The following is a 26,057-nucleotide window of genomic DNA, read 5'->3' on the forward strand; positions in this document are numbered from 1 at the left end:
CCACAGCTCAGGCTCTCACAGTATTTTACTGCGCTAACCTGCCTGAGCGACGTTAACTATTACCTCTCCTCAGCTTACAGGGTTATCGCAAGATATTACCCAAGGCGTTGCTACGCCTAAAAATGAGTAAGCTATGAGCACATTATTATCTACACAAAATCTGTCTTTCCATAATAACTACGGTTTGTTATTAAATAATATTTCTTTAGCTCTAATTAAAGGTGAAAAAATTGGTTTAATTGGCCATAACGGCTGTGGAAAAAGTACATTATTAAAACTTTTATCACATCAATTAACACCGAATGAAGGCGTTATTTCCATTGCTAATCAAACCGTAATGGCCTATATAGAGCAACACCTTCCCCAAGAGCTACAGCCAATGACATTAATGGATGCTGTACTTCATAAACTTCCTGAAGAATACAGATTATCTGAAGGCTGGCGAGCTGAGTTATTGCTAAGTGAAATGGGATTTAAACTTCACGAGAAAGATCTACTTGTTTCACAATTAAGTGGTGGTCAACACACTCGTTTATTATTAGCGAGAGCGTTAATTATTGAGCCTGATTTATTATTACTTGATGAGCCGAGTAATCATCTCGATTTGCCGACTATTTTATGGTTAGAAACATTTTTAAAACAGTGGCGTGGTAGTTTTATCTTGGTTTCACATGATAATACGTTATTAGACAACGTAACGAATTGTACATGGATCATTCGTGATAAATCGCTATCTATTTTTCGTTTACCCTGCTCTCAAGCTAGAGTGGCGCAAGAAGAGCAAGATATTAGTGCACAACATCGTCATAATGCACAACAAAAAGAGATAGATAGAATAGCCCAAAGTGCAAAACAACTCGCAATATGGGGTCATGTTTATGATAACGAAAATTTATCTCGTAAAGCCAAACAGATGGAAAAACATATCGTTCGTTTAAAAGATGAACAAACTGAAGTGACGGACGGAAATCAATGGATATTACAATTTTCTGGAACGACGTTACGAGCGGATAGACTTTGTGAATTAAATCAGCTCGCTGTTATTCCTGCTGAAAACACTCCAACTTTATACACTGTCGAAAATCAGCGTATCAAAAGTGGTGATCGGGTGGCAATAATCGGTGCTAATGGAACCGGAAAATCATCACTATTGAAGATGATCTGGTCACTTAGTTCAGTTAAAGCAAATGAACAAAGTGAAATAAGGTTGCATCCTCGTGTTGAGCTGGGCTATTACGATCAAAAAATTGCTCAATTAATTGATAATGATACTCTTTCTGATGCATTAAAACCGTTTGCTCCATTAACAGATGAACAACGTAAAATGGCACTGATTAGTGCAGGCTTTGTTTATACTAGACATGAGCAAAAAATTAGTACATTAAGTGGTGGTGAGCGCGCTCGCTTATTATTTGTTGGACTAAGTTTAGCTAAGTATTCTTTTCTTATGCTAGATGAACCCACTAACCATATTGATATGGAAGGTAAAAAAGCATTAGCTGAACAGATCAGTCAATTTCCTGGTGGTGTTTTATTAGTTAGCCATGATAGAGAATTGATTGAAAATAGCTGTAATCGTTTTTGGTATATTCACAACGGTGTCTTAACAGAACATCATGATATTGAAGCCATTTATCAGCTTATTTCAGAAGAAGAAACACCAGAAGTTCTGCTAATGGATAAACTCAATAACTCGCAGAATATCTCATCAATGCCATTAGTTTCACATGATGATGATGATAAAAAACTCTTTAAGTTAATTGAGCTAGAAGATAAGTTAGAGGCTGATTTAGCGCGTAAAACAAGTCATCAAAAACCGGCTTTACAAACTCAATGGAAATTAGAGATTAGCCAGCTAAAACATGCACTTAAATTGATTTAAGATAGATGGGATTTTGTTTAAACAAAAAGGATCACATCGTGATCCTTTTTTATTGTTCTTATTTTACTAATTCATATTCAATAAGATATAAAGACTGAATTGTCGGATAAATATCTTTGATAAGCGCTTTCAACACAGGAAGTGTCATACCCTCCTGTTGTGCGTGATACTCATTAATATCATCATAGCATAAAGGCGATACCGCTATGATTTTCAATTTTCCATAGTAAGTGCGATGTTCGTTAGCAAATAATTCAACAATGCTTCCTGGTTTGTAATCACTTTCGTTTTCATCTCGGATGGTAATCACTTTTTTTTCTTCAAGAATAGAAGGAATTAAACGTTCAAAAAAAGTAATTTCTGTTGGTATTGCCGACATAATATTAACTCATATACTTATTGATAAATTACTAATTATCTTATCATGCAATAACTACTCTTTACTCTTTTTTGGCTATTGGCGAGTTATTTAATGCCTCCACCTGAAGTAACTTAGCTTTACGCTCAATTCCCCAACGATAACCTGATAAATCACCATTTTGACGAATAACACGATGACAAGGTATCGCCACAGCAAGTTTATTAGCTGCACAGGCATTTGCTACCGCACGATATGCTTTAGGGGAACCTATTTTATTGGCAATTTCTTGATATGTCATAGTACTGCCGAAAGGGATATCTAATAATGCCTGCCATACTTTTTGTTGAAAAACAGTACCTTGAATATCAAGAGGTAAAGATAGCGGTTGTTTGGGTAATTCAATAAAACCGATAACTTGGGCTATTATTTGTTCAAATTCTTTATTTGCACCAATTAATTCAGCAAGAGGAAATTGTTTTTGTAAATCTTTTAATAACTGTTCTGCATCATCTCCTAGCATAATAGCGCAAATCCCCTTTTCGCTTTGAGCCACAAGAATATTGCCTAAAGAGCACAATGCAATTGCAAAAAAGATAGCAATATTCTTACCGCCTGTACGCCAATTTGTTGGCGTCATTCCTAATATTGCAGCTGCATTTTCATAAAAACGGCTATTAGCATTGAAGCCTGATTGATAAATCGCATCTGTAATACTGCCATCTTGAACCAATGCTTTTTTTATTAATTTTTGGCGATAAGCATTAGCATAATCTTTTGGCGTGATCCCCATCGTTGATTTAAATAAACGATGAAAATGATATGGACTAGCCATAACATGCTCAGCAATACGAGCTAGTGAAACATCACCGTTGTTTTTTTCAATAAAACGGCAAGCTTGCTCAATAAGTTGATTATGTTTACTTTCCATTATGGTAGTCCTTTAAATGCGGAATTATGGCTATTATCGGCAGACATAATGAATAAAGAACTCCGTTTATTGCTCAATTACTCTGGCTCTTTAGATAATGCCCATAAATAAAGTGATGCCGTAGAACCGTAGGGTGAATAGCGTTTTCGGTAGCGTTCGAAGCGTGTTTTATCTAATGTTTTATGACGATAAAGACGCATAATCCCACGTTGAATAGCTAAATCTCCCCAACTCAAAATATCTGGTCGATTAAGTGAAGAAATTAATAGCATTTCTGCTGTCCAAACCCCAATACCTTTTAATTGAATTAAAGTATCAATAACCTCTTTATCTGTCATATCAGGAATTTTATTTAATTTTAATTCCCCAGAGATTACTGAGTTTGCAATGCCAATAATATAACCTGCTTTGCGCATTGTCATACCACATTGCTGAATTTCTTGTTCAGTTAATATACTAATACGTTCTGGTGTATAGACACCTTCACATAAATTCAATAGCCTTTGATGCACCGTTATGGCAGCAGAAACAGAAATCTGTTGCTCGATAATATTTTTAACTAATGCTGTAAATAAATCAGGTGTAATAGGACGCTTAATATCCCCCATTCTTTCAATGAGTGCAGCTAAACGCTTATCACGCTGTTTTAAGGTTTTTATCTCTTTTTCACCATATTGGAAGTACATAAATTCACTCAGATAAACTGGAAACATTAAAATTAGTATAACGTGAAAGTAGAGATACTATGCACTCCATTTTTTGCTTTTTCCTTTATGTAGATCTAATAAGATAGTAACAATTTCCTAGTGTAGGCATTACTGTTCTATCAATAGAATAAAAAGATATTAAATAATTAAATTAATATCTTTTCATATTATTACATTAACGAGAGGAACTTGTTTTGTTATATGATAATAGAACATAAATATTATTACAATTAAAAACCATTAAGTTTAAAAACGAAATATAAAATAAAAAATATTAAATAATCATCTATAATTTATTTGCTTTAATGATTTTCTATATCAATTATTAACTACATCTAATTATAAGGTTTAATATGAGAAATAGTACTTTGAATTTAAAAAACAAATCAGCAGCTTTAGATTTAATGAAAAAATCAATGAGTTTTACCGTACCTGGTGCGTTAAGAGTTGCTGCTAAATTAAAAATTGCTGATTTATTGAAAGACGGTCCTAAAAATATCAATGAGATTGCAGAAGAAACAAACTCTATTCCTTCAGTTTTAAATAGAATATTAAGAATGCTAGCGTCAGAGAACATACTTTATGAATCTGAAAATCTTAATTATTCTCTTGCTCCTGCCGGGCAATTTTTATTAAGTGATCACGAATATAGCTTACGTGATGCCATATTAATGTTAACGAATGAAACATTATGGCGACCTGTCGGCGATATAACTGAATCAGTGCAAGGTAACCCGGCTTTTGAAAACTTGTATGGAATGTCCTTTTATCAATACTGGCAAGATAATACAAGAGAAGATCATGATTTTCAGGCTGGCATGAGCTCACTTTCAAAAATAGAAAATTACTTCATTATTAAATATTATGAATTTCCTGAAAATAAAATTGTTACTGATATTGCAGGAGGTTTAGGAGGATTATTATTAGAAGTATTAAAAAATAATCCAACTTTAAAAGGTCAGTTATTTGATCGTCAACATGTATTAGAACGCACTAAATTAGTAGAGTTAGGTGATGATAGCCGCTGGAAATTAGTCCCTGGAGATTTATTTGGTAAATACCCTGAATCAGATATTTATTTAATTAAGTATATTATTCATGATTGGGATGATGAAAGTGTCATTAAAATATTTAAAAATTTCCGTGAGGCAATGAAAGAAGATTCAAAAATACTTATTATTGAACCTGTCGTTTTTAAGAAGAATATTCCTGATATTGCAAAATACATGGATCTTCTTTGTGTTAGTGCGTTTCCTGAATCAGGAGAGCGCACTGAAGAAGAATTTATTAAGTTATTAGATAAAGCAGATTTGAAAATTAATAAATTTATCAAAACAGAGACATATAATTCAATATTAGAAGTAGTTATCAAATAATAAAATTTTTTCTCTAATAAATTAGAGAGATCAAAAAAGGTCACTTTATAGTGACCTTTTTAACTAAAACTATATTCTTATGCTGTTAAAGCAAGTTTGGCACCAAAAAGTAAGAACACCGCACCTATACAACTATTTGATAATGATGCTAATCGTTTGTTATGTTTTACTTTATTGGTAATAGCAACACCGCCAAAAATAAGAACTGATAAATAAAGCATACTGCATGTTTCTAAAATCGCACCTAATACAAAGAATGGAACACCTGCATTTTCATATTTAGGATCGATAAACTGAATGAAGAAAGAAACATAAAAAATGATCATTTTTGGGTTAAGCATACTCAAAAATAACGCCTTAACATAAAGACCATCTTTTGCTTTGATTGCCACTTCTGATACTTGTTCAGTTGTTTCTTTTTTCTTGTGAAACGTTGCATATAATGTCTTCAAACCTAAATAGGTTAAATAAAGAGCACCTGCATATTTAATAACAATAAAGAAAACGGGTGAAGTCTTGACTAATGAAGCTACCCCCAAAAACGCCAAAAAGATTAATAATGCATCACCCGTAAAAACACCAAGAGCGGCTTTATACCCCCCTTTTACCCCATGCTTCGCACTGGAAGTAAGGACGAAAATCGAGTTTGGACCAGGTACTAAGGTAATAAAAATAACGCCTAAAAGGTATGTCCAAATATTTGAAATACCGATACTTTCTAACATACGACGCCTTTTTTAAAAAAATAACATGCTGAATATATGAGCTATCATATCCACAATAATTTTTTTGTAAAACAATAATCTTTATATAAACTAAAAATAAGTTAATTGCTCTGCTTTCGTTAATAAAAAGCAGTTTGTAAGTCTTTTTTACTTATTCATATTGGATTAAAAAACTAGTTTGACTGTGCGTTATAGTATGATGCTGAAATTAAAATTTAAACAGTGATAAAATTCAAAATAAAAAATAATTATAGTCTTATAAACTATAAAAAAGACAAATATAAGAGGTAATATCCCATTGTTTATTTTGTGTTATGGTTTTTTATTCCTTTTGTGATCTGCATCTACCCAATATTGTCAAAATAAAAGCAATAACAGTCAATATCTTTATGAAAAATAATGATTTTTATAAATGCATCATTGAATGTATTAGCACAAAAAGTGAGAGGATAAATAAGATTATTTTTCTCAAAACCATTATTCTGTGTTGTTTTTTATATTTAGCATAAAAATTACCTTACTTCCTATTACCGTTAAGAGAATAAAATGGATATAAGCGCCTCATCGCTATCTCAAAAAACACAAAAGAAAATTATTATTGTTGGTGCTGGTATAGTTGGTGTAATGCAAGCTTGGTATCTTGCGAAAATGAGTAACATGCAGATTATCTTATTAGATAAAACCAATGCAGGAGCTGGTGCAACAAGTGCTTCATTTGCTTGGCTAAATGTCTCTTATGGGCGACCAGATGCTTATCAACAATTACGAGCAGAAGCGATCCATTGTTGGCGAGAACTTGATAAAGAGACTCAAGGAAAATTAAATATTGATTGGGCAGGTGCAATAAGTTGGATGTCTTCTGACAAAGAAACTGCTCAATTTATTCAATCACATCACCAAGCTGGCTTTAATGTCCAAGCATTAAATAAAGAACAATTGATCCATAAAGTACCTAACTTATCCAAAGCCCCTGAACTAGCAGCTTTTGCAAGTGATGAAGGTGCTGTGAACCCTTTTCATGTTATTGACATATTATTACGGCAAGCCCAAGAAATGGGCGTAAAATACAGAGCTAACACTGAAGTCATTCGTTTGATAGAAGAAGATCATCGCATTATTGGTGTAGAAACAGAAAATATTAAAATGCATGCTGATCATGTTATTTTAACCGCGGGAGTGGGCGCTTTAGCGTTATTGTCTGAAAAAAGTATTAATTTACCTTTATATGCATCACCCAGTATTTTACTCAAATTAACAACAGATGCTGAAACGCCGTTTTTACCTTGCATTATCTCAACACCAGAAATGGAGTTACGTCACTTTGCTCAAAATGAGATTATTGCGGCTGAGGATTACATTGATAATAGTGATGAACATCACCCTGAGCACATTGCATTCCATGCACAAGCGACTTTTTATGATAATTTTACGCAAACAGGTAAACTAACGATTGAACAGGTTGCTGTTGGTGAAAGACCCATGCCTAAAGATGAAATGCCAATTATTGGAGAAATATCTCCTTATCAGGGACTATATCTTGTTACTATGCACGCCGCCGTGACGTTGTCACCTTTATTATGTAAATTGGTTGCACAAGAACTGATTTACGAAAAAGCGAATCCTTTATTAACTCCTTATCGCTTATCACGATTTAGCTAGAGAACCATTATGGATGCACAACTGTATAAAGAATTTAAAATAGTAGAAAAAGCCTTTTGGTCAGAAATTTGTGAAAATAATATTCGTATTGGTGATCATACTCATTGCTTTATGACACCAATGGATGCGCCAATTTTTAACTTTATTTATTTACGTCAAGGCGCAACAGAAAGCTCGTTTCAGCAGGCCAGTACCCTTTTCTCATCGCAAAAAAAAGATCATATTCTGGTTTTACCTGAATCATTATTGCCTGAATTTGAAGAAATTATAAAAAATGCAGGCTATACCGGTGACGGTATGACAACAGCAATGTATTTAACATTGTCAGAAGCGGTTTACCCTTCTTATCGAAATAATCCATGCGATATTATTCTCACCAATCATAACCTAGAACAATGGGCGCATCCGTTAAAAACAGCGTTCCCTGTGGGAGATGATAGCGATGATACGATTGTTAATGAATATATTCGTTATCACCAAAAAGCATTAGATAATGGTGCGGCTATTTTCCATTATGCTCTGTTAGTTGATGGTCAGCCCGTATCGTCATTAACGCTGACGTTACATGATAAATTAGCGCGTTTTGATGATATTGGGACAGATGTTGCTTATCAAGGCAATGGCTATGCTACTCATTTGATTAAACATGTTTTAGAGTTTTGCCGTGAGCAAGGTGTAGAGCGTTGTTTCTTAGATGCATCCGCAGATGGTTTAGCGCTATATCGTAAGTTTGGTTTTCAATCACTCTTTAACTATTTAAGTTTTATTAAAGAGTAACCTTATCATAAGGCTCAATAGACTTATTGAGCCTTGATTTTTAGTAATTAAAGTTTCAACCTTCTTTCTGCATCTGTTTTATCTTTATCACTGATTTGTCTTATTACACGACAGGGATTGCCAACAGCAACACAATTAGCTGGAATAGATTTTGTTACTACACTGCCGGCACCAATAACACAATTATCACCAATAGTTACACCGGGTAAAATAATGCACCCTGCACCTAACCATACAGAATTGCCAATAGTAATAGGTAATGCATATTCGAGCTCACTGCTGCGTATTTCAGGATCGATCGGATGAGTTGCAGTTAAAATGCTAACATTAGGTGCACACATTACATTGTTTCCAATTTTTACAGGCGCACAATCTAATATCGTTAAATTGAAATTGGCATAAAATCCCTCCCCAATTTCAATCAATTCACCATAATCACAATGAAACGGGGGTTCAATAGTAAAGCTATCGCCTGTTTTACTCAAAAGCAGTTTTAAATATGCCTTTCTTTTTTCAACTTCAGATGGTCGCGTTACATTAAAATCATAAATAATTTCGCGAGCTTTTACTCTAAGTGGCTCTAAACTATCATCTTTACATGCATGATAAAGATGGCCTGATACCATTTTTTCGTATTCTGTCATTGTGATACTCCGAAATTGAATAAAACAGTTTAGATAAACTTCAATATTTATCACCTCATTCTAGCGTGGATTAACCTAAATTAACGGCATTTTTTAAGACCATTACGTGCGGCTTGATAAAATTGAGCATTTAGATTAGCGGTCAAACTTTGTGAAATAGCAGTCATTTCAGATCCTGCAAGTGTGGGGGAACCTGTTCCAAAAGGAGGACGAGGATCATATTCAATCGCGAGTTCAACCAATTGAGCAAAAGGTGTACCGAGTAATTGTTCTAATACTAATAATGAGGCATCAAACGAACCTGTGGCTGGCCCTGAAGTATAAATATTGCCATCAATAACAACATCACTTCCCTCTACTGCTATGGCCCCCATATCAGGTAACATCGGAACGACATTTGAATTACTGGTTGCTTTTTTACCTTTTAATAATCCTGCTGCACCTAAAACTAAAGAGCCGTAACATGTACCAATAACATAACGTGCTTTATTACCCATATTAGCAAAAAATGCCAGTGTATCTTCATCTTCAACAATTTCTGGTGGTACCATTCCTACGACGAGTACATCAAGATCTTCTGGGCATTCATCAAAAGTCATGGTGGGCATTGTTGGCCAACCAATATACCCTTCAACTAACTCCTTCTTTTTCCAGATCAAATAAATTTCAGCACTTGCAATCGTAAAGACTGATTGAGCGCCATTAATATCCATAGGCATAAAGCCTGGACAGACAAAAATACCTATTTTCAATGGCTTTAATTGCTGTTTACGCCCATCTTCAACAAGTTTGATAATGGAGGGCATATTTTTTCCATACTGCATTTCATTGTGATTCATTTTACTTTCCTATTTTGTACTGGTTAGTAAAATAATGACATTTGTTTTATACTGAGTAAATGAATTTCTTACTAACTGGTATAAAATGCAAAAAAAAGGTCGCCCTCGTCGTTATGATAGCGATGCTGCTCTTGAAAAAATAATGGCATTATTTTGGCGAAAAGGATTTACTGCAACATCGATGGATGACTTGGTCATTGAAACTCAAATGAATAAGCCAAGTCTTTACGCTGCATTTGGTAATAAAGCCGCATTGTATGAAAAAGCCATTGAACGCTTTAATCATATTGCTTCTACGCGTTATCGCCATGAATTAGAAAAACAGTCACCGAAAGATAAAATTACCGCAAGAGTAAATCGTTATCTGAATTCGGCCATCCATTTTTATACAGATAATGATGGATTAACTGGTTGTATGGTACTTTCAACCGCAGTAACTGAAATTGCCGATCCTGCAATCAAAAATATGCTTAATCGGGTTATTAATGCACAAACTCAGCAAGTTGAAGATGCCTTGCAAGAAGTGTTAGAGGCCGGTGAACTAAAAGAAGGAACTGATATTCACACCATTGCATTGGGGGTGATTGCGTTATTGCATTCCATTTCTTTAAGAGCAAGATCAGGAGCTACAGTTGATGAATTGTTGCCACTCGCTGATCTCTCATTAATAATATTAGCGCCTTATTTATCAGATTATTATGATCAATAAAGAAAATAAGTAATTACATTCGTTATTTAAGAGAAAAAACCATTAAAAAGCAGTGAGCCACCAGCAAAAATTAACATGACATCTAGTAGCCCTTGGAATAGCTTAGGTGTCAGTTTTAATACCAGCTTTTTGCCAAGGAAATTGCCTATGGTTAAGCCACAACCCACTAACACGCCACTAATTAGGATAAAACTATTAACTGCACCAAGTTGGCTAAAAGTTAGGGCTTTGGTGAGATAAATAATAAACGAAGCGGCCGCTTCTGTTGCTAGTAATGGCCCTAGTGTTAACCCATATGCAGAAAATATTGGAATAGTTAATGGCCCAGTAGAAAACACCACTCCCGTTAAATAGCCGATAACCGCGCCAGCAATAATAACTTGATAAGTTTTCATTTTAATTTGATGTTGGCGTAATAAATGAATAATTGGGATCATCAGAATGAAGAACAGCCCCATCCCGATATTGAGCCATTTTTCAGGCATAACCCATAATGTATTGGCACCTAAAATAACCGCGGGAATACCGGGTAATAAATAATAAAAAAGTGGCTTAAAACGGATACTATGACGCCATAAGTAAATGCGAGATAAATTTCCCATTACGGAGGCAAGAGCCATAATAGGCACCGCCTCTTTAGCGCCAAATACATAAGTTAATGCAGGAATAAGTAAAATAGACGAACCTGTTCCAACCACTCCGCTGATAACACCAGAAAACACTGCTAATAAAATAACCGCGATAAAACTCATTATCATCCTTTAAGTTCAATAAGTTAAAGATGCTTTATCATACCTGCCTTCTTTATTTTTACCTGTGATAAAATATCACTGTACTGTGAGTTTTAATCAGAAAGACCGCCTTATTGGTGATAAGTAAACTATAGAGAAAATTATGATGAGAAACCTTCCTCCATTACCTTCATTGCGTGCTTTCTTAGTTGCTTGTCATAGCCAAAGTTATACAGAAGCGGCACAAACACTATGTGTAACTCATGGTGCGATTAGCAGACATATTCAAGTTGTTGAAAAATGGTTTGGTGTTACGTTATTTAACAAACAAGGTTTACGTCGTGTACCAACTCCCTATGCATTAACATTGGCACAAGAATTAAGTGATGTTTTTGATAAGCTAAATGACATTGGTGTTCGTTATGGCAATGGTGGTAAAAACGACATTTTAAATATCAGTGTTCCTACAACATTATGTTTAAAATGGCTTATTCCAAGAATGGAGGATTTTTATCTTCAATATCCTAATGCCAACATTCAAATTGCATCAGCAAATAGTGAGCGATTTCACTTAATCAGCCATGATGATTTAATTATTCGTCCGCAACCTCAGCAACAAGAGTATTCATCTCTTGTTTTTCTAAAGGATGTGCATTGTTTAGTTGCCTCTGAAAAGCTCCTTAAACGTTACAGCGTCACAAATGTGGAAGATGTTTTTAATTGCCCTGTCATCGATACACTTACTCGACCTGGTCATTGGCAACAATGGCTAATAGCGGCTCAACTTAATACTCAGCGATCATTTTTGCGTCAGTATCGCTTTGATCACTTTCACATTTCTCTTCAAGCAATTATCGAAGGTTTAGGAATAGGTATTGGCCCAATCTCAATTTTATCGAATGAGATAAATCGTGGAACTTTAAAAATCTTATTTCCTAACATTCAAATAGCCCCTCTTTATTACTATGCATTAACACCATTAGGTGTACAAAAAACCAAAACACACCTCGATTTTGAACAATGGCTCACACAACAGAAAAGTTAATTATGCTAATGAAATAAGTGTTTTTTTTTCATAAAAATGACGATTTTACTCTTATTACTTATACTTTTTAAAACTCCATTTTAAATATTTAATTAAAAATATTTAATATCATCCTCTTTTTTAGATTAGGTAAAAACGCTATTTGTGCTGTATTTATAATTCGCGATCTTACTCTACCTCTCACATCAAATGTATTTGCATTCAATCAATTAAAGACAAATTTTAAGTATATTAACCCATGATGATTATTTTGTTTTTAAATAATCTGTTAAAAACACTTATTGTTTAACTTAAATTAACGTTCTATGCTGATATTTATATATAAAATTTATTAATTTATTTGCTAGCAACGAAGGACGATAAGATGTCTGTAGCTGTGACAAAAAAAACAATAGAAAAGCTAATTAATGGGTATGAGTCTGACCCTTTTGCACTTCTTGGTATGCATGAAACATCGGCTGGTTTAGAAGTTCGTGCATTTTTACCTGATGCTGTTTCAGTCAGTGTCATCGATAGAAAGAATGGCAGAAAAGTCGCGACATTAGAACGCAAACATCCTAGTGGTTTTTTCTGTGGTGCAATCCCCCGGCGTAAACGTCGTTTTAGTTATTGTTTAGATGTTACTTGGGAAAATGCACAAGGGATTGTTGATGATCCTTATCAGTTCGGTATTTTACTGCAAGAAATGGATATTTGGTTTTTAGCACAAGGTCATCATTCTCGCCCTTATCAATGTTTAGGCGCTCACCCCGCTAAATTAGGTGATATTGATGGTATTACTTTTGCTGTATGGGCACCCAATGCACAAAGTGTGAGTGTGGTTGGCGATTTCTCATTTTGGGATGAAAGACGTTTTCCTATGCGATTACGTCGTGAAAGTGGAATTTGGGAGCTTTTTATTCCACAAGCTCATCTTGGTGATTGCTATAAATACGCTATTTTAGATGCCAATGGAGAACGTCGATTAAAAGCTGATCCTTATGCTTTTGAAACGCAAATACGCCCCGAAACTGCATCAATCATCAATACATTACCTCCCGTTAAGCCAATGCCATTGTCGCGTCAGCAAACGAATCAACGTAATGCGCCTATTTCTATTTATGAAGTTCATCTAGGTTCATGGCGCCGACACACCGACGATCAAAGTTGGTTAAGTTATCGTGAACTAGCCGAACAGTTAATTCCCTACGTTAAAGAAATGGGCTTTACCCATATCGAACTATTGCCTATTAATGAGCACCCTTTTGATGGTTCATGGGGATATCAACCTTTAGGGTTATATTCACCAACTCGTCGTTTTGGGTCACCTATGGATTTTCGTGATTTTATCGAAGCGGCTCATCAGGCTGAAATTAGCGTTATTTTAGATTGGGTTCCTGGACATTTCCCTGAAGATGACTACGGTTTACGTAATTTTGACGGTACATCACTCTATGAATATGCTGATAGACGAGAAGGCTTCCATCCTGATTGGAACACCTTAATTTATAACTATGGGCGTAATGAAGTACTGAATTACCTTTCAGGCAATTTATTGTATTGGCATGAACATTTTGCGCTTGATGGTTTCCGTTTCGATGCAGTTGCTTCCATGCTTTATCGTGATTACAGCCGAAAAGAAGGTGAATGGATACCTAATAAACACGGTGGGCGTGAGAATTTAGAAGCCATTGATTTTATTCGCCATACCAACAAATTATTGGGTACAACTTGCCCAGGTACTATCACGATTGCAGAAGAATCAACCGATTTCCCAGGTGTTACCCTACCACCTGATGATGGTGGTTTAGGTTTTAATTACAAATGGAATATGGGTTGGATGCACGACACCTTAGCTTATATGCAACGTGATCCTATCTATCGTAAATACCACCACAATCAAATGACCTTTGGCATGCTCTATGCCTATAACGAAAACTTTGTTCTGCCTCTTTCTCACGATGAATTTGTGCATGGTAAAGGTTCGTTAATAGGTCGTATGGTGGGTGATGATTGGCAAAAATTTGCCAATTTACGGGCATATCTTGGCTTTATGTGGGCTTATCCCGGCAAAAAATTACTATTTATGGGATGTGAGTTTGCACAGTGGCGTGAATGGAACCACGACAGTAGTTTAGATTGGCATCTTCTTGAAGAGCCAAATAGCCCGCACCAAGGTGTTCAACACTTTGTACGAGATTTAAATCTTTCCTATCAAGCCAATGCCCCGCTTTTTGAGTGTGATTTTGAACGCGAAGGCTTTGAATGGCTTACCGTTGATGATCACGACAATTCCGTCTTTGCTTTTTGCCGTAAAGATGCACAAGGCAATGAAATTATTGTTATCAGTAATTTCACTCCTATTGTTCATCATAATTACGTTGTCGGTGTAAACAAAGCGGGTTCATATCAAGAAATACTCAATAGTGATTCTGAGTTTTACAACGGCAGTAATGTAGGAAATTTAGGTGAAATAGAGACAACTGCAAGTGCATTTAATGGCAAGCCTCACTCCTTGTCATTGTCACTACCGCCACTTGCGACGCTGTATTTAAGATTGAAGGATTAATATGTCTTTAGATTATGGTCGCCCTTTTCCTATGGGCAGTCATTATGATGGCTATGGAGTAAATTTTACACTCTTTAGTGAAAATGCCACTAAAGTCATACTCTGCCTGTTTGATAAAGCAGGCAAAGAGATCCGCTATCCATTACCGGGTAAAACTGGCTCAATTTGGCATGGGTATTTGCCTGGAGCAGGACCCGGTTTACATTATGGTTATCGTGTAGAAGGCGAATGGGAACCAGAAAAAGGATTATTCTATCAACCTCAACAGTTGTTATTAGATCCTTATGCGAGGCAAGTCACAGGCATAGTGGATAACACCTTGCCTTATACATCCCCTGTTTTTAATGCATTAGAACATGATGATAGTGCAATAACACCTAAAGCAATTATCACGGATGATAGTGGTTGTTTTTGTCACTATTATAAAGAAAAAGGCACTTATCAGCGTTTAAATACACCGTGGTCAGAAACCATTATTTATGAAGGTCATGTAAAGGGACTAACAAAACTACATCCTGAAATACCTGAAAAATTACGGGGTACTTATGCAGCATTAGGACACCCTGCTTTTATTTCGCATTTGAAAAAATTAGGTATTACGGCATTAGAATTATTACCTATTCAATATCATTTAACCGAGCCACATCTTCATAAAATTGGTTTAAAAAACTATTGGGGTTATAACGTATTAGCGCCTTTTGCTTTATCGACACAATATTATTCCAACACAGGTCGAAATATTATTGATGAATTTCGAGAAGCCGTAAGATGTCTGCATAAAGCCAATATTGAAGTCATCCTAGATGTGGTATTCAATCACACTGCTGAATTAAGTGACCAATTTGAAGGTTATATTGTTTCTCAACGTGGTATTGATAACCAAAGCTATTATTGGTTAAACGATGAAAATAAAGCCCAAAATTGGACGGGATGTGGTAATACTCTCAATTTAAGTCGCCCTGAAACGGTGCAGTGGGTAATGGATTGCCTACGCTATTGGGTTACTGAATTTCATATTGATGGCTTCCGCTTTGATTTGGCAACCAGTCTTGGCCGAGTTCCTTATTTTGATACACAATCGCCATTATTAACGGCTATTCGCCAAGATCCGCTTCTTTCACGCATTAAACTTATCGCAGAGCCATGGGATTTAGGCTCTGATGGTTATCAAGTCGGTAATTTCCCAGTTCCATTTACAGAATGGAATGACGGCTACCGTGATGTTATTCGTCGTTTTTGGTTATGGCGAGATGTATCTATTGCAACATTTGCAGACAACATTACTGGCTCTGCAAAGCTATACCATAAAAACGGTCGGCCTCCCTATTCTAGTATCAATATGATAACAAGCCATGATGGCTTTACACTGCGAGATTTAGTGAGTTATCAGAATAAACATAACGAGGAGAATGGAGAATCAAACCTAGATGGACATAACACCAATTACAGTGTGAATTTTGGTGAAGAGGGTTTGATAGTTAATGAAAAAATAGGTCAATACAGATTGCTTGCGACAAGGAATATGCTGGCAACCTTACTGCTTTCTAGAGGAACACCTCATTTACTCGCCGGTGATGAAGTGGGTAATACGCAATATGGTAATAACAACGCTTATTGTCAGGATAATAAAGTCAGTTGGATCAAATGGTTTCAACAACCTTATGACTTAACTGATTACATTCGCCACCTTATTGAATTACGTCACCAAATTACACCTTTAAGTTCTCTTAAATGGTGGGAAGAAGATAGTGAAAACGTTATTTGGTTCAATCAAGATGCTCAACCAATGAGCGATGAAGATTGGCAACAACTTCCGCCCTCACCATTACAACTTTTTTTAGCGCAACAATGGATTTTAATGATTAACCCATTAAGAAACAGCGCTGTCTTTTCTTTACCTGAAGGGTCTTGGTCTTGCTTGCTTGATACGGCTAGCTGGCCTCTTTGTCACCCAACACAATCTCAGCATTGTGAAGTACAACCTAACAGTATCACCCTTTGGCGAAATAGCGTTTTTTATACTCAGTCTTCTACTGAAAAATTACCCAATATTTCCTCCCAAGTTAAGTAATTTGATTGGAGTGCTATAACTATGATGACAACAGAACAAGGCCAAAAATTAATGTTGGCACAACAACTTCCTAAAGAGGCGATTGCGCTCGTTTTAGCTGGAGGTCGTGGCACACGCTTGAAAGCATTGACAGCGAAACGTGCAAAACCGGCGGTTTTCTTTGGTGGGAAATTTCGAATTATCGACTTTACGCTATCAAACTGTCTTAACTCAGGGATCCGTCGTATTGGTGTAATAACCCAGTATCAATCGCACTCCCTCGTTCAACATATTCAACGCGGTTGGTCATTTTTTAACGAAGACATGAATGAATTTGTTGACTTATTACCAGCTCAACAACGTCGTAATACCGATCATTGGTATATGGGTACGGCTGATGCGATATATCAAAACCTTGATATTCTTCGTAGCTACAAAGCTAAATATGTGGTGATTTTAGCAGGTGATCATATTTATAAAATGAACTATGCGCGTTTATTACTTGATCACGTTGAAAATAAATCAAAATTTACCGTTGCCTGTATTCGAGTTCCTAAAGAAGATGCATTTCAGTTTGGTATTATGGATATCGATGAAAATCGTCGAGTACTAAATTTCCTAGAAAAACCATCAAATCCACCGTGTATTCCTGATGATCCAGAGCATTCATTAGCGAGCATGGGGATTTATGTGGTTGATAGAGATTATCTATTTGATTTACTGGAAGAAGATAGCCGTGATCCTGATTCACATCATGATTTTGGCCAAGATATTATTCCTAAAATCACTGAACGTGGTGATGTGTTAGCTCACCCATTTGAACTCTCTTGCGTTAGTTCTGATCCGTCTGTAGCACCTTATTGGCGTGATGTAGGAACCATTGAAGCGTATTGGTCTGCAAACCTTGATTTAGCCTCAGTGACACCTGAGCTTGATATGTATGCCAAAGATTGGCCAATTCGCACCTTTATGACCCCGCTACCACCTGCAAAATTTGTACAAGATAATCATGGTGAGCATGGGCAAATGATGAACTCTTTGATTGCAGATGGCTGTATTATCAATGGCTCAACTCTCTATTCTTCTATTTTATTCCCATTGGTTCGTGTTGAATCTTTCTGCCACATTGAAGATTCTGTCATTTTACCAGATGTTACCGTGAGTCATCACTGCTACTTAAAACGTTGTATCATCGAGCGTAGTTGTACTATCCCCGAAGGGACAGTCATTGGTATGAATGCAGAAGATGATGCAGCTCGTTTTCATCGTACTGAAGAAGGTATTGTGCTAGTGACAAGAGAAATGCTTGAACAATTAGCACATCAAAAAAAAGAAAACCCAATTGAGAAAAACGAAGAACAGAAACCTCAAAATGAGGAGGCATTTTCGTGAATGTGCTTCACTGTTGTTCTGAGTTATTTCCTCTGCTAAAAACAGGGGGATTAGCTGATGTTATGGGCTCTTTGCCCCTAGCTCAGAAAAAAATAGGCTTAGATGCGCGGGTTGTTATACCCGCGTTTCCTGCGATTAAAGATAATATTGCTGATCTCAAATTAGTCACTGATGTTGATACCTTTGCAGGTCATATTTCTTTGCTTTATGGTCAATACCAAGGTATTGATATTTATCTTATTGATGCACCTCATCTTTATCAACGAGCAGGCAGCCCTTATCACGATGAATATCAACATGCTTATAGTGATAATGTTTTTCGTTTTGCCCTATTAGGTTGGGTTGCCAGTGAATTATCCGCAGGATTAGATCCTTTATGGCGTGCTGATATTGTTCATGCTCACGACTGGCATGCGGGGTTAGCTTGCGCTTATTTGGCTGTAAAACACTATCCTGCAAAATCGGTTTTTACAGTTCATAACCTCGCTTATAAAGGCGAGTTTTCACCTTATCATCTTCATCAACTTGAATTACCTGATTACAGTTTTTCAATTAATGGGTTGGAATATTATGGACAGATTTCATTCTTAAAAGCGGGCTTATTTTATGCAAATCATATTACGACGGTTAGCCCAACATATGCCAAAGAGATAACGCGCCCTGAATTTGGTTATGGACTTGAAGGTTTATTGCGTCAACGTACCGATGAACAGCGATTAAGTGGCATATTAAATGGTATAGATGAGGCGATTTGGGAGCCTGCAACGGATAACTTAATTACACGTCGCTATGATATAAAAAACCTCAATAAACGCCTAGAAAATAAAACAGCATTACAGAAAAAATGCGGTTTACCTGTTAATAATAATGCCCCTCTTTTTGCTGTTGTGAGCCGTTTAACATCACAAAAAGGGCTTGATTTAGTGATTGACGTATTACCTGATATTGTTGATCAAGGTGGTCAATTTGTGTTGTTAGGCACAGGTGATAGCCATCTTGAATCCGCATTTTTACATGCTCAACAACAATACCCTCAACATGTTGCTACTCATATTGGTTATGACGAAAGTTTTTCACACCAAGTTATCGCGGGTGCTGATGTGATTATGGTGCCTAGTCGTTTTGAACCTTGTGGGTTAACTCAGCTATATGGCTTGAAATATGGCGCACTTCCTTTAGTGAGACACACCGGTGGATTAGCTGATACGGTGAATGATTGTTCATTAGAAAATCTAGCCCATCATCAAGCCACAGGTTTTGTTTTCCATGAAGCAACACCTGATGATTTGCGTCTTGCTATCAATCGAGCCTTTACCTTGTGGGGTATGCCAAAACAGTGGCAACAAGTTCAAACAGATGCCATGAGCCAAACTATTTTTAGTTGGGAAACAGCGGCTAAGACCTATGCAGCGCTGTATCACCGTTTATAGACATGATGTCTATTTGACCTGTGGATCACCAAAAGAGATTTATAATGAAAAAGTTATGTGAATTTGATTATTTATCACCAGATAAGGATGTTGAATCGTTAAAGCGTTCTATTGTTTATAAACTGATGTTTATTGTTGGTACTTCCCCTAAATACGCCACACCAACAGATTGGTTAAATGCAACTTCCTACGCGATACGAGACCGTTTAGTTGAACGTTGGTTGAAATCAACCAAAGCTGAACTTTCACCGAAAGTAAAACAGGTTTACTACATTTCGATGGAATTTCTTATGGGACGTTTTTTAACGAATGCTATGCTTTCTTTAGGGGTTTATAACGAAGTTAAAGAAGCATTAAAAGAATTAGGACTTGATCTTGAAAAGCAAATCGAACTTGAGCCAGACCCAGGTTTAGGTAACGGCGGTTTAGGTCGTTTAGCGGCGTGTTTTCTTGATTCTTGTGCCACATTAGGTTATCCGGTGACAGGCTATGGTATTCGCTATGAATACGGTATGTTCCGTCAGCAAATTCAAAATGGTGAACAGCATGAAGTTGCGGATAACTGGCTTGAGAAAGGTAATCCTTGGGAATTCCCTCGTCATGATGTGCAATTTGAAGTGGATTTTGGCGGGCGTTTACAACAAGAAGGTGATAAAAGTTATTGGGTTGATACCTTGAATGTGCTGGCTCAACCTAATGACTCTATTGTTCCTGGTTATAACACACAAGCAACAGATACCATTAGGTTATGGTCTGCTAAAGCAAATGGTGCGTTTAATTTAGGTAAATTCAATAAAGGTGAATACCTTGAAGCTACAGAAGCCAAAGATCGCTCTGAAAATATCTCTCGTATTCTTTACCCAGATGACTCAACTATGTCAGGTAAGATGTTGCGTTTGCAGCAAGAATATTTTTTAGTCAGCGCCTCTATTCAAGATATTTTGCAACGTCATTATCATCTTCATCAACGCTTTGATAATTTAAAAGATTTTATTGCCATTCACCTTAACGACACTCACCCTGTTCTTGCCATTCCTGAATTAATGCGCCAGCTTATTGATAAGCATGGATTTAGTTGGGATGAAGCATGGAAGCAAACAATCTGCATATTTTCATATACCAATCATACGTTAATGGGTGAAGCATTAGAAACATGGCCTGTTGATATGATAGGACGCGCACTTCCTCGCCATTTACAAATTATTTTCCAAATCAATGATAAATTCTTAAAGCAAGTTAGAGAACAATATCCTAATGATAACGACTTATTACGTCGTGTTTCTATTATTGATGAAGAAAATGGTCGTAATGTCCGTATGGCTTGGCTTGCGGTAATTATTAGTCAGCAAGTTAATGGGGTTTCTGAACTTCATAGCCAATTAATGGTGCAATCCTTATTTGCTGATTTTGCGATGATCTATCCTAAGAAATTCTGCAATATTACCAATGGTATTACCCCCCGTCGCTGGCTGGCATTAGCTAACCCTTCTCTTTCTCAAGTCATTGATAACCAGATTGGTACCAACTGGCGAACCAATTTAGAGCAATTAGGTGAATTAATGCCACTGGTGAAAGACAAAGATTTCTTACACCAATTAAAAGACTCAAAGCGACTGAATAAACAAAACTTGGCTAACATTATTCAGCAAGACTTGAATATTACCATTAATCCTGATGCGTTATTTGATGTACAAATTAAACGTATTCATGAATATAAACGTCAACTTCTCAATGTGTTAGGTATTATCACTCGTTATAATCGTATTCTAGAAAATCCAGAGAAAAACTGGGTGCCTCGCGTATTTATTTTTGGAGGTAAAGCCGCATCAGCTTATTATAATGCGAAAAAAATTATTAATCTTATCAACGATATTGCAGTGAAGATTAATAATGACGAGCGTATTAAAGATAAACTAAAAGTGATCTTCATTCCTAATTACGGCGTGAGCTTAGCGCAACATATTATTCCTGCTGCGGATTTATCTGAACAAATATCTTTAGCTGGCACAGAAGCTTCTGGTACAGGTAATATGAAATTTGCGTTAAATGGTGCGCTAACTATCGGAACTCTGGATGGTGCTAATATTGAAATTGGTGAGCATGTTGGTTTTGAAAATATGTTTATCTTTGGTCATAACGCACAAGAAGTTGCTGAGTTAAGACAGCGTTATTCGCCACGTCGCTATTATGATGAAGATGTTGAGCTACATACAGTGCTCAATCAAATCGCTAATGGCTTCTTTAATCCAACTTCTCCTGATAGATATAAATCAATTTTCGATAGTTTAATTGAGTTTGGCGATCATTATCAGGTATTAGCCGATTATCGTAGCTATGTGGATACTCAAGATAGTGTTGATGTTCTCTATCAAGATGGAGATGCTTGGTTGAAAAAATCTGCATTAAATATCTGCCAAATGGGTTATTTTTCTGCAGATCGTGCGGTAACAGAGTATATGCAACGAATTTGGAAAGCTTCTGCAATTACCTTGTAAAAAATAAACTTATTTTCTAAGGACAGAACGTAACCGCGCTTTATTGCGCGGTTTTGCTTTTATTGTTCAAGCATGAATAAGATTAGATTTTAATGCGGTAAGCACAACGTCTTGCACCTTCTAAGATATATTCAACACGTTGTAGTTCTACCCCTAGTGTTTCAGAAAATAACTCTTTTTCTGTATTACAAAAACCTTGGCAAACTTTAGCTGCGGCACATATTGGGCAATGATCTTCAATAAACAGGTATTCGTTATCTTTTACTTGTTCCCAGTGTGCCATATAGCCTTCTTGACTACGCAGAGAAGCTAAAATATCTAAGCGTTCTGTTAGTTCATCAGCTTCTCTTATTGCTTGTGTGTAGCGTTCATAGCTCTGTTTTTTTCGTGCAAGAATAATTTTATCAATCGCATCTTCACCCAATTCTTCACGAATAGTCATCAGAATTTGTGCTGTTAATTCAGCATGAGTATCTGGAAATTGCTTTTGCCCTAATTCTGTTAAGTGCCAATATTGAATAGGTCGTCCAACCCCTCTTGGCTCAGTTATTGCTTCAACCAATCCTGCGCTGGCAAGCTTTACAAATTGTTGCCTTGCCGCTTCGCTACTTGTACCAAGACGTTGACCAACATCATTTGCTTGCATTGGCCCATGTTTTTTAATTAAAAACAGAATTTTATCGCCAACACTACGTTGAGCAGGATAATTATATTCCAAGTTTTTTCTTGACATATTAGACGTCTCAGTATTTATTAATCCAAGTTTTACCTTGGTAATTTAACGAAGCTATGTCGTAATAGCAATAAAAGAAGGATATTTTTTCTAATGATCCCAGATAACAATAGCCAATGGCGTGATCTTTTCTCAGGGAAAAATGGGGCAATTTCATTTGCACTTTCCTTTGGTGTCGTGATCCACGCAATTAATATTTTAATGGCAACCACGATTTTACCCTCAGTTGTAACCGATATTGGTGGAATAGGATTATATGCATGGAACACCACGCTATTTGTTGCGGCCTCTATTATTGGTTCGGTATTATCTGCACGCTTATTAAGTTTATTAGGTGCCAAAGGTGCCTATTTGATAGCAACGGTACTTTTTTTTATTGGTAGTTTATTGTGTACAATAGCACCTAAAATGGAAGTCATGCTAATTGGTCGATTTGTTCAAGGCCTTGGCGGTGGGCTTTTATTTGCACTTTCCTACGCCATGGTGAATATCGTTTATGATCAAGCATTATGGCCAAGAGCAATGGCATTAATTTCAGGAATGTGGGGGGTTGCTACATTAATTGGCCCTGCTATTGGTGGAATTTTTGCTCAATTAGATGCTTGGCGTTATGCCTTTGGTATTATGTTACCTATCATGCTTTTTTATGGTATTTACCTGTGGTTTATCTTACCAAAGAATAACAACGAGGCTCCAAAATCATCATCACAAAGTTTACCTTATCTTCAGCTAATAATTTTAACAGCGGCAGTTTTGCTTATTTCATCAGGTAGCCTTTCTTCTTCACTCATCATCAACTTACTCAGTATCGTGGTGGTATTTGGTTTAATTGGTATACTTATTTTTTGTGAGAAACGCCTTTCTGTTCGGTTATTACCGTCAAATACTTTTAAAGGTCTTTCTTTACATGCCCTTTTATATCTGACTATCTCGTTATTAGCGATTGGCATGACATGTGAGATCTTTGTCCCTTACTATCTACAAAGCTTGCATATGCAAACACCTTTAGCTTCTGGTTATATGAGTGCATTAATGGCGTTAGGTTGGACAGTTGCTGAAGTGATTAGTGCAAGTTGGCAAGGCGCTAAAATGCGTTTTAGTATTTTAAGTGGTCCTATTATTGTTTTTGCTGGTTTATTAGCGTTAGCTTTCGTTATTCCAAATCCACTGCTGCAATCGGAAAATGCGGTTAGTCTTTCTATTATATTATTCGCTTTATTCTTAGTGGGATATGGTATTGGTTTTGGTTGGCCACACCTATTAACACGAATATTACAAGCCGCATCAGAACAAGATAAAGATATTGCAGGTGCTTCGATTACCACGGTACAGTTATTTGCAACTGCACTCGGTTCTGCTCTTGCTGGTATGATAGTTAACTTAAATGGCTTTAATAGCGGTACACCGGAAGGACTTTCTTCTTCTGCATCTGCCCTTTTCTTATTTTTAGCATTCGCACCATTAATAGCGATTTATACAGCGTGGAAAATAACGCGGTGCTCATACTAAAGCTTCTATAGTCAAATAATTAAGAGGTGATTTTTTCACCTCTTTTTATTTTTTGTTTACATTATCTTTTTACAGCTTACATATTTCATTCTTTTTTTATCTTTAAATTAAAAATAAATATAATCGTGCATTTTATAAAAGACGTATTTACTTATTAGTCTAATAATATAATAAAGTATTATTTTTATATATTTAGGATAATGAAATGATCAATGTTTTATTTGGAAATAAATGCAGAATATCTCATAAGATAGATCAGAAAAAATCAGTAAAGATTGATGAAATTTCAAACTATCAAGCGTTGTTAAAAAATATTAATGATGCGAAAAATACATTTGCCACATTGAAATACAAAGAAAAACAGATAGATATTAATCTTAAAGATGTAAGTCAAAGACTCGCAATTATGATGCTAGAAAGCACGGTAAAAGATTTAGACTCGCCAATAACTAAGAAGCTGACACTAGAACAGATGATAGGAAAATGGGAACAAGAAGAAAGAGTTACGCTTATATCAGCCATAATTAATAGAGAGATTGATCATATTTTTGCTAAAAAAGGTACACGTTTAACAGATGAAAATCGAAAAAAAATATTCGATGAATTGAGCAAGGAATATCACATTGAAATAAATAGTAAATGTGCCCAAAGTTCCATTATTCAATCACTATTACGTGATACTCAAGTAATGGAGAAAATATCATCACTAAAGATAGATGATATATTAAGAAATAATTTAGCTATTAAAACTCTTAATAATGAATTATTAAAAATAGAAAACAATTCTCAAGAAAATAATAATACCATTAGTAATATTTCTAATGATAATAATATGATGATAAATATCGAGTATTCAAAAATAAAAGGAGATCTGTATAACGATTTGGCAAAAAGTGTTTATAACACATTGTTTTATAATGATAAAATCAAACCAATCTCTTTTGAAGATATCATTCAAAAAGTCAATTATTTAACATTAAAACAATGACAAGATCATAACCATTCTTTGATTTTTTTATAAAAAAAATTTATTGGCAAATAAGTAAATGAACTATTGATCTAACATTAGACATTATGTATAAATAAGTATACATTTTATCTAACTTAAGTGAAATAGGAAAATACCATGGCATCACATCTTACACTACAAAATATTGAAACCCTTGCCTCACCTGGTGGGCATTACTCTCATGTTGTTACTGCAAATAATATGTCATTTATTTCTGGACTATTGCCTTTAGATAAACAAGGAAATCCATTGGCAAACAAGCCAGTTGAAGTTCAAATCACACAAGTTCTTGAAAATTTAAATGCCTGTCTTCTCGGAATAAATGCAAAGAAAACCGATATTGCTCAAGTAAAAGTCTATGTGACTGATATTAATGAATGGCCCGTTGTTAATGAGCTATATGCAAAATGGATTGGCGAACATAGACCCGCAAGATTAGTCGCTGGCGTAAAAGAATTACATTTTGGAAGCAAAATTGAAATTGAAGCCGTGGTGATCAAGGAGTAAT

At 35.8% G+C, this 26,057-nt stretch carries 22 protein-coding genes; 14 read left to right on the forward strand and 8 right to left on the reverse strand.

Going from position 1 to position 26,057, the window contains the following annotated elements; genetic code table 11:
* Nucleotides 1–133: 133 nt before the first annotated feature.
* A complete protein-coding gene (locus tag LW139_RS10635; protein WP_247851185.1) occupies nt 134–1,882 on the forward strand; it encodes an ABC-F family ATP-binding cassette domain-containing protein in 1,749 nt (582 codons plus the stop codon).
* Between the two features lie 58 nt (nt 1,883–1,940).
* Here the strand turns inward: LW139_RS10635 and yqfB are convergent, their stop codons facing one another.
* From yqfB to LW139_RS10650, 3 genes are all read right to left on the reverse strand, one after another.
* Nucleotides 1,941–2,261, reverse strand: coding sequence for a N(4)-acetylcytidine aminohydrolase (gene yqfB / locus LW139_RS10640; protein ID WP_166541201.1), 321 nt, complete (start codon nt 2,259–2,261; stop codon nt 1,941–1,943).
* A gap of 61 nt (nt 2,262–2,322) precedes the next feature.
* A complete protein-coding gene (ada, locus tag LW139_RS10645) occupies nt 2,323–3,171 on the reverse strand; it encodes a bifunctional DNA-binding transcriptional regulator/O6-methylguanine-DNA methyltransferase Ada (protein WP_109408198.1) in 849 nt (282 codons plus the stop codon).
* Between the two features lie 77 nt (nt 3,172–3,248).
* The gene (locus LW139_RS10650; RefSeq protein ID WP_109408197.1) at nt 3,249–3,857 is read right to left on the reverse strand and encodes a DNA-3-methyladenine glycosylase family protein; all 609 of its coding nucleotides are present in this window, start codon (nt 3,855–3,857) and stop codon (nt 3,249–3,251) included.
* 374 nt (nt 3,858–4,231) lie between these two features.
* On the opposite strand from LW139_RS10650, the gene LW139_RS10655 reads away from it, so the two are divergent.
* The gene (locus tag LW139_RS10655) at nt 4,232–5,254 is read left to right on the forward strand and encodes a methyltransferase (protein ID WP_244179656.1); all 1,023 of its coding nucleotides are present in this window, start codon (nt 4,232–4,234) and stop codon (nt 5,252–5,254) included.
* A gap of 77 nt (nt 5,255–5,331) precedes the next feature.
* Here the strand turns inward: LW139_RS10655 and leuE are convergent, their stop codons facing one another.
* Nucleotides 5,332–5,979: a leucine efflux protein LeuE gene (leuE, locus tag LW139_RS10660; RefSeq protein ID WP_247851186.1), complete on the reverse strand. Its 648-nt coding sequence runs from the start codon at nt 5,977–5,979 to the stop codon at nt 5,332–5,334.
* Between the two features lie 546 nt (nt 5,980–6,525).
* On the opposite strand from leuE, the gene LW139_RS10665 reads away from it, so the two are divergent.
* Both LW139_RS10665 and LW139_RS10670 read left to right on the forward strand, forming a co-directional pair.
* Nucleotides 6,526–7,638 (forward strand): NAD(P)/FAD-dependent oxidoreductase, encoded by a 1,113-nt coding sequence (locus tag LW139_RS10665; RefSeq protein ID WP_247851187.1) that lies wholly within the window; start codon nt 6,526–6,528, stop codon nt 7,636–7,638.
* Between the two features lie 9 nt (nt 7,639–7,647).
* Complete coding sequence (locus tag LW139_RS10670; RefSeq protein WP_166541199.1) at nt 7,648–8,415, forward strand: GNAT family N-acetyltransferase; 768 nt, start codon at nt 7,648–7,650, stop codon at nt 8,413–8,415.
* A gap of 47 nt (nt 8,416–8,462) precedes the next feature.
* Here LW139_RS10670 and LW139_RS10675 read toward each other — a convergent pair whose 3' ends face one another.
* Both LW139_RS10675 and LW139_RS10680 read right to left on the reverse strand, forming a co-directional pair.
* Complete coding sequence (locus LW139_RS10675; RefSeq protein ID WP_247851188.1) at nt 8,463–9,059, reverse strand: sugar O-acetyltransferase; 597 nt, start codon at nt 9,057–9,059, stop codon at nt 8,463–8,465.
* 80 nt (nt 9,060–9,139) lie between these two features.
* Complete coding sequence (locus LW139_RS10680) at nt 9,140–9,898, reverse strand: DJ-1/PfpI family protein (protein WP_247851189.1); 759 nt, start codon at nt 9,896–9,898, stop codon at nt 9,140–9,142.
* Nucleotides 9,899–9,983: 85 nt separating this feature from the next.
* Between LW139_RS10680 and LW139_RS10685 the strand changes: the two genes are divergently transcribed.
* Nucleotides 9,984–10,607, forward strand: coding sequence for a TetR/AcrR family transcriptional regulator (locus LW139_RS10685; protein ID WP_166541196.1), 624 nt, complete (start codon nt 9,984–9,986; stop codon nt 10,605–10,607).
* A gap of 26 nt (nt 10,608–10,633) precedes the next feature.
* Here the strand turns inward: LW139_RS10685 and LW139_RS10690 are convergent, their stop codons facing one another.
* The gene (locus tag LW139_RS10690) at nt 10,634–11,359 is read right to left on the reverse strand and encodes a sulfite exporter TauE/SafE family protein (RefSeq protein ID WP_167395474.1); all 726 of its coding nucleotides are present in this window, start codon (nt 11,357–11,359) and stop codon (nt 10,634–10,636) included.
* 142 nt (nt 11,360–11,501) lie between these two features.
* On the opposite strand from LW139_RS10690, the gene LW139_RS10695 reads away from it, so the two are divergent.
* From LW139_RS10695 to glgP, 6 genes are all read left to right on the forward strand, one after another.
* The gene (locus tag LW139_RS10695) at nt 11,502–12,383 is read left to right on the forward strand and encodes a LysR substrate-binding domain-containing protein (protein WP_243733460.1); all 882 of its coding nucleotides are present in this window, start codon (nt 11,502–11,504) and stop codon (nt 12,381–12,383) included.
* Between the two features lie 364 nt (nt 12,384–12,747).
* Nucleotides 12,748–14,931, forward strand: coding sequence for a 1,4-alpha-glucan branching protein GlgB (glgB, locus tag LW139_RS10700; RefSeq protein WP_247851190.1), 2,184 nt, complete (start codon nt 12,748–12,750; stop codon nt 14,929–14,931).
* 1 nt (nt 14,932) lies between these two features.
* A complete protein-coding gene (glgX, locus tag LW139_RS10705) occupies nt 14,933–17,002 on the forward strand; it encodes a glycogen debranching protein GlgX (protein WP_247851191.1) in 2,070 nt (689 codons plus the stop codon).
* Between the two features lie 21 nt (nt 17,003–17,023).
* Entirely contained in the window at nt 17,024–18,373 is a 1,350-nt protein-coding gene (gene glgC, locus LW139_RS10710) for a glucose-1-phosphate adenylyltransferase (protein ID WP_109408186.1), read from the forward strand.
* Nucleotides 18,370–19,803, forward strand: coding sequence for a glycogen synthase GlgA (gene glgA, locus LW139_RS10715; protein WP_227336896.1), 1,434 nt, complete (start codon nt 18,370–18,372; stop codon nt 19,801–19,803). Before glgC ends, glgA begins: the two co-directional genes overlap by 4 nt.
* A gap of 44 nt (nt 19,804–19,847) precedes the next feature.
* A complete protein-coding gene (glgP, locus tag LW139_RS10720; RefSeq protein ID WP_166541190.1) occupies nt 19,848–22,298 on the forward strand; it encodes a glycogen/starch/alpha-glucan family phosphorylase in 2,451 nt (816 codons plus the stop codon).
* 82 nt (nt 22,299–22,380) lie between these two features.
* Here glgP and LW139_RS10725 read toward each other — a convergent pair whose 3' ends face one another.
* A complete protein-coding gene (locus tag LW139_RS10725; RefSeq protein ID WP_109408183.1) occupies nt 22,381–23,031 on the reverse strand; it encodes a helix-turn-helix transcriptional regulator in 651 nt (216 codons plus the stop codon).
* A 93-nt stretch (nt 23,032–23,124) separates the two neighbouring features.
* Here LW139_RS10725 and LW139_RS10730 point away from each other — a divergent pair, with 93 nt between their 5' ends.
* The 3 genes from LW139_RS10730 (at nt 23,125) to LW139_RS10740 (ending at nt 26,056) form a co-directional block, all read left to right on the forward strand.
* Nucleotides 23,125–24,540 (forward strand): MFS transporter, encoded by a 1,416-nt coding sequence (locus LW139_RS10730; RefSeq protein WP_247851192.1) that lies wholly within the window; start codon nt 23,125–23,127, stop codon nt 24,538–24,540.
* 205 nt (nt 24,541–24,745) lie between these two features.
* Nucleotides 24,746–25,528, forward strand: coding sequence for a hypothetical protein (locus tag LW139_RS10735; RefSeq protein ID WP_247851193.1), 783 nt, complete (start codon nt 24,746–24,748; stop codon nt 25,526–25,528).
* A gap of 138 nt (nt 25,529–25,666) precedes the next feature.
* Nucleotides 25,667–26,056, forward strand: a complete 390-nt coding sequence (locus LW139_RS10740; RefSeq protein ID WP_109408180.1) for a RidA family protein — start codon at nt 25,667–25,669, stop codon at nt 26,054–26,056.
* The last annotated feature ends 1 nt before the right edge of the window (nt 26,057 follow it).

This window comes from Proteus vulgaris, from assembly GCF_023100685.1.
Taxonomy (GTDB): domain Bacteria; phylum Pseudomonadota; class Gammaproteobacteria; order Enterobacterales; family Enterobacteriaceae; genus Proteus.

Coding starts and splice junctions, on each gene's coding strand:
- LW139_RS10635 (WP_247851185.1), top strand. CDS start 134: ATGAGCACATTATTATCTACACAAAATCTGTCTTTCCATAATAACTAC.
- yqfB (WP_166541201.1), bottom strand. CDS start 2,261: ATGTCGGCAATACCAACAGAAATTACTTTTTTTGAACGTTTAATTCCT.
- ada (WP_109408198.1), bottom strand. CDS start 3,171: ATGGAAAGTAAACATAATCAACTTATTGAGCAAGCTTGCCGTTTTATT.
- LW139_RS10650 (WP_109408197.1), bottom strand. CDS start 3,857: ATGTACTTCCAATATGGTGAAAAAGAGATAAAAACCTTAAAACAGCGT.
- LW139_RS10655 (WP_244179656.1), top strand. CDS start 4,232: ATGAGAAATAGTACTTTGAATTTAAAAAACAAATCAGCAGCTTTAGAT.
- leuE (WP_247851186.1), bottom strand. CDS start 5,979: ATGTTAGAAAGTATCGGTATTTCAAATATTTGGACATACCTTTTAGGC.
- LW139_RS10665 (WP_247851187.1), top strand. CDS start 6,526: ATGGATATAAGCGCCTCATCGCTATCTCAAAAAACACAAAAGAAAATT.
- LW139_RS10670 (WP_166541199.1), top strand. CDS start 7,648: ATGGATGCACAACTGTATAAAGAATTTAAAATAGTAGAAAAAGCCTTT.
- LW139_RS10675 (WP_247851188.1), bottom strand. CDS start 9,059: ATGACAGAATACGAAAAAATGGTATCAGGCCATCTTTATCATGCATGT.
- LW139_RS10680 (WP_247851189.1), bottom strand. CDS start 9,898: ATGAATCACAATGAAATGCAGTATGGAAAAAATATGCCCTCCATTATC.
- LW139_RS10685 (WP_166541196.1), top strand. CDS start 9,984: ATGCAAAAAAAAGGTCGCCCTCGTCGTTATGATAGCGATGCTGCTCTT.
- LW139_RS10690 (WP_167395474.1), bottom strand. CDS start 11,359: ATGAGTTTTATCGCGGTTATTTTATTAGCAGTGTTTTCTGGTGTTATC.
- LW139_RS10695 (WP_243733460.1), top strand. CDS start 11,502: ATGATGAGAAACCTTCCTCCATTACCTTCATTGCGTGCTTTCTTAGTT.
- glgB (WP_247851190.1), top strand. CDS start 12,748: ATGTCTGTAGCTGTGACAAAAAAAACAATAGAAAAGCTAATTAATGGG.
- glgX (WP_247851191.1), top strand. CDS start 14,933: ATGTCTTTAGATTATGGTCGCCCTTTTCCTATGGGCAGTCATTATGAT.
- glgC (WP_109408186.1), top strand. CDS start 17,024: ATGATGACAACAGAACAAGGCCAAAAATTAATGTTGGCACAACAACTT.
- glgP (WP_166541190.1), top strand. CDS start 19,848: ATGAAAAAGTTATGTGAATTTGATTATTTATCACCAGATAAGGATGTT.
- LW139_RS10725 (WP_109408183.1), bottom strand. CDS start 23,031: ATGTCAAGAAAAAACTTGGAATATAATTATCCTGCTCAACGTAGTGTT.
- LW139_RS10730 (WP_247851192.1), top strand. CDS start 23,125: ATGATCCCAGATAACAATAGCCAATGGCGTGATCTTTTCTCAGGGAAA.
- LW139_RS10735 (WP_247851193.1), top strand. CDS start 24,746: ATGATCAATGTTTTATTTGGAAATAAATGCAGAATATCTCATAAGATA.
- LW139_RS10740 (WP_109408180.1), top strand. CDS start 25,667: ATGGCATCACATCTTACACTACAAAATATTGAAACCCTTGCCTCACCT.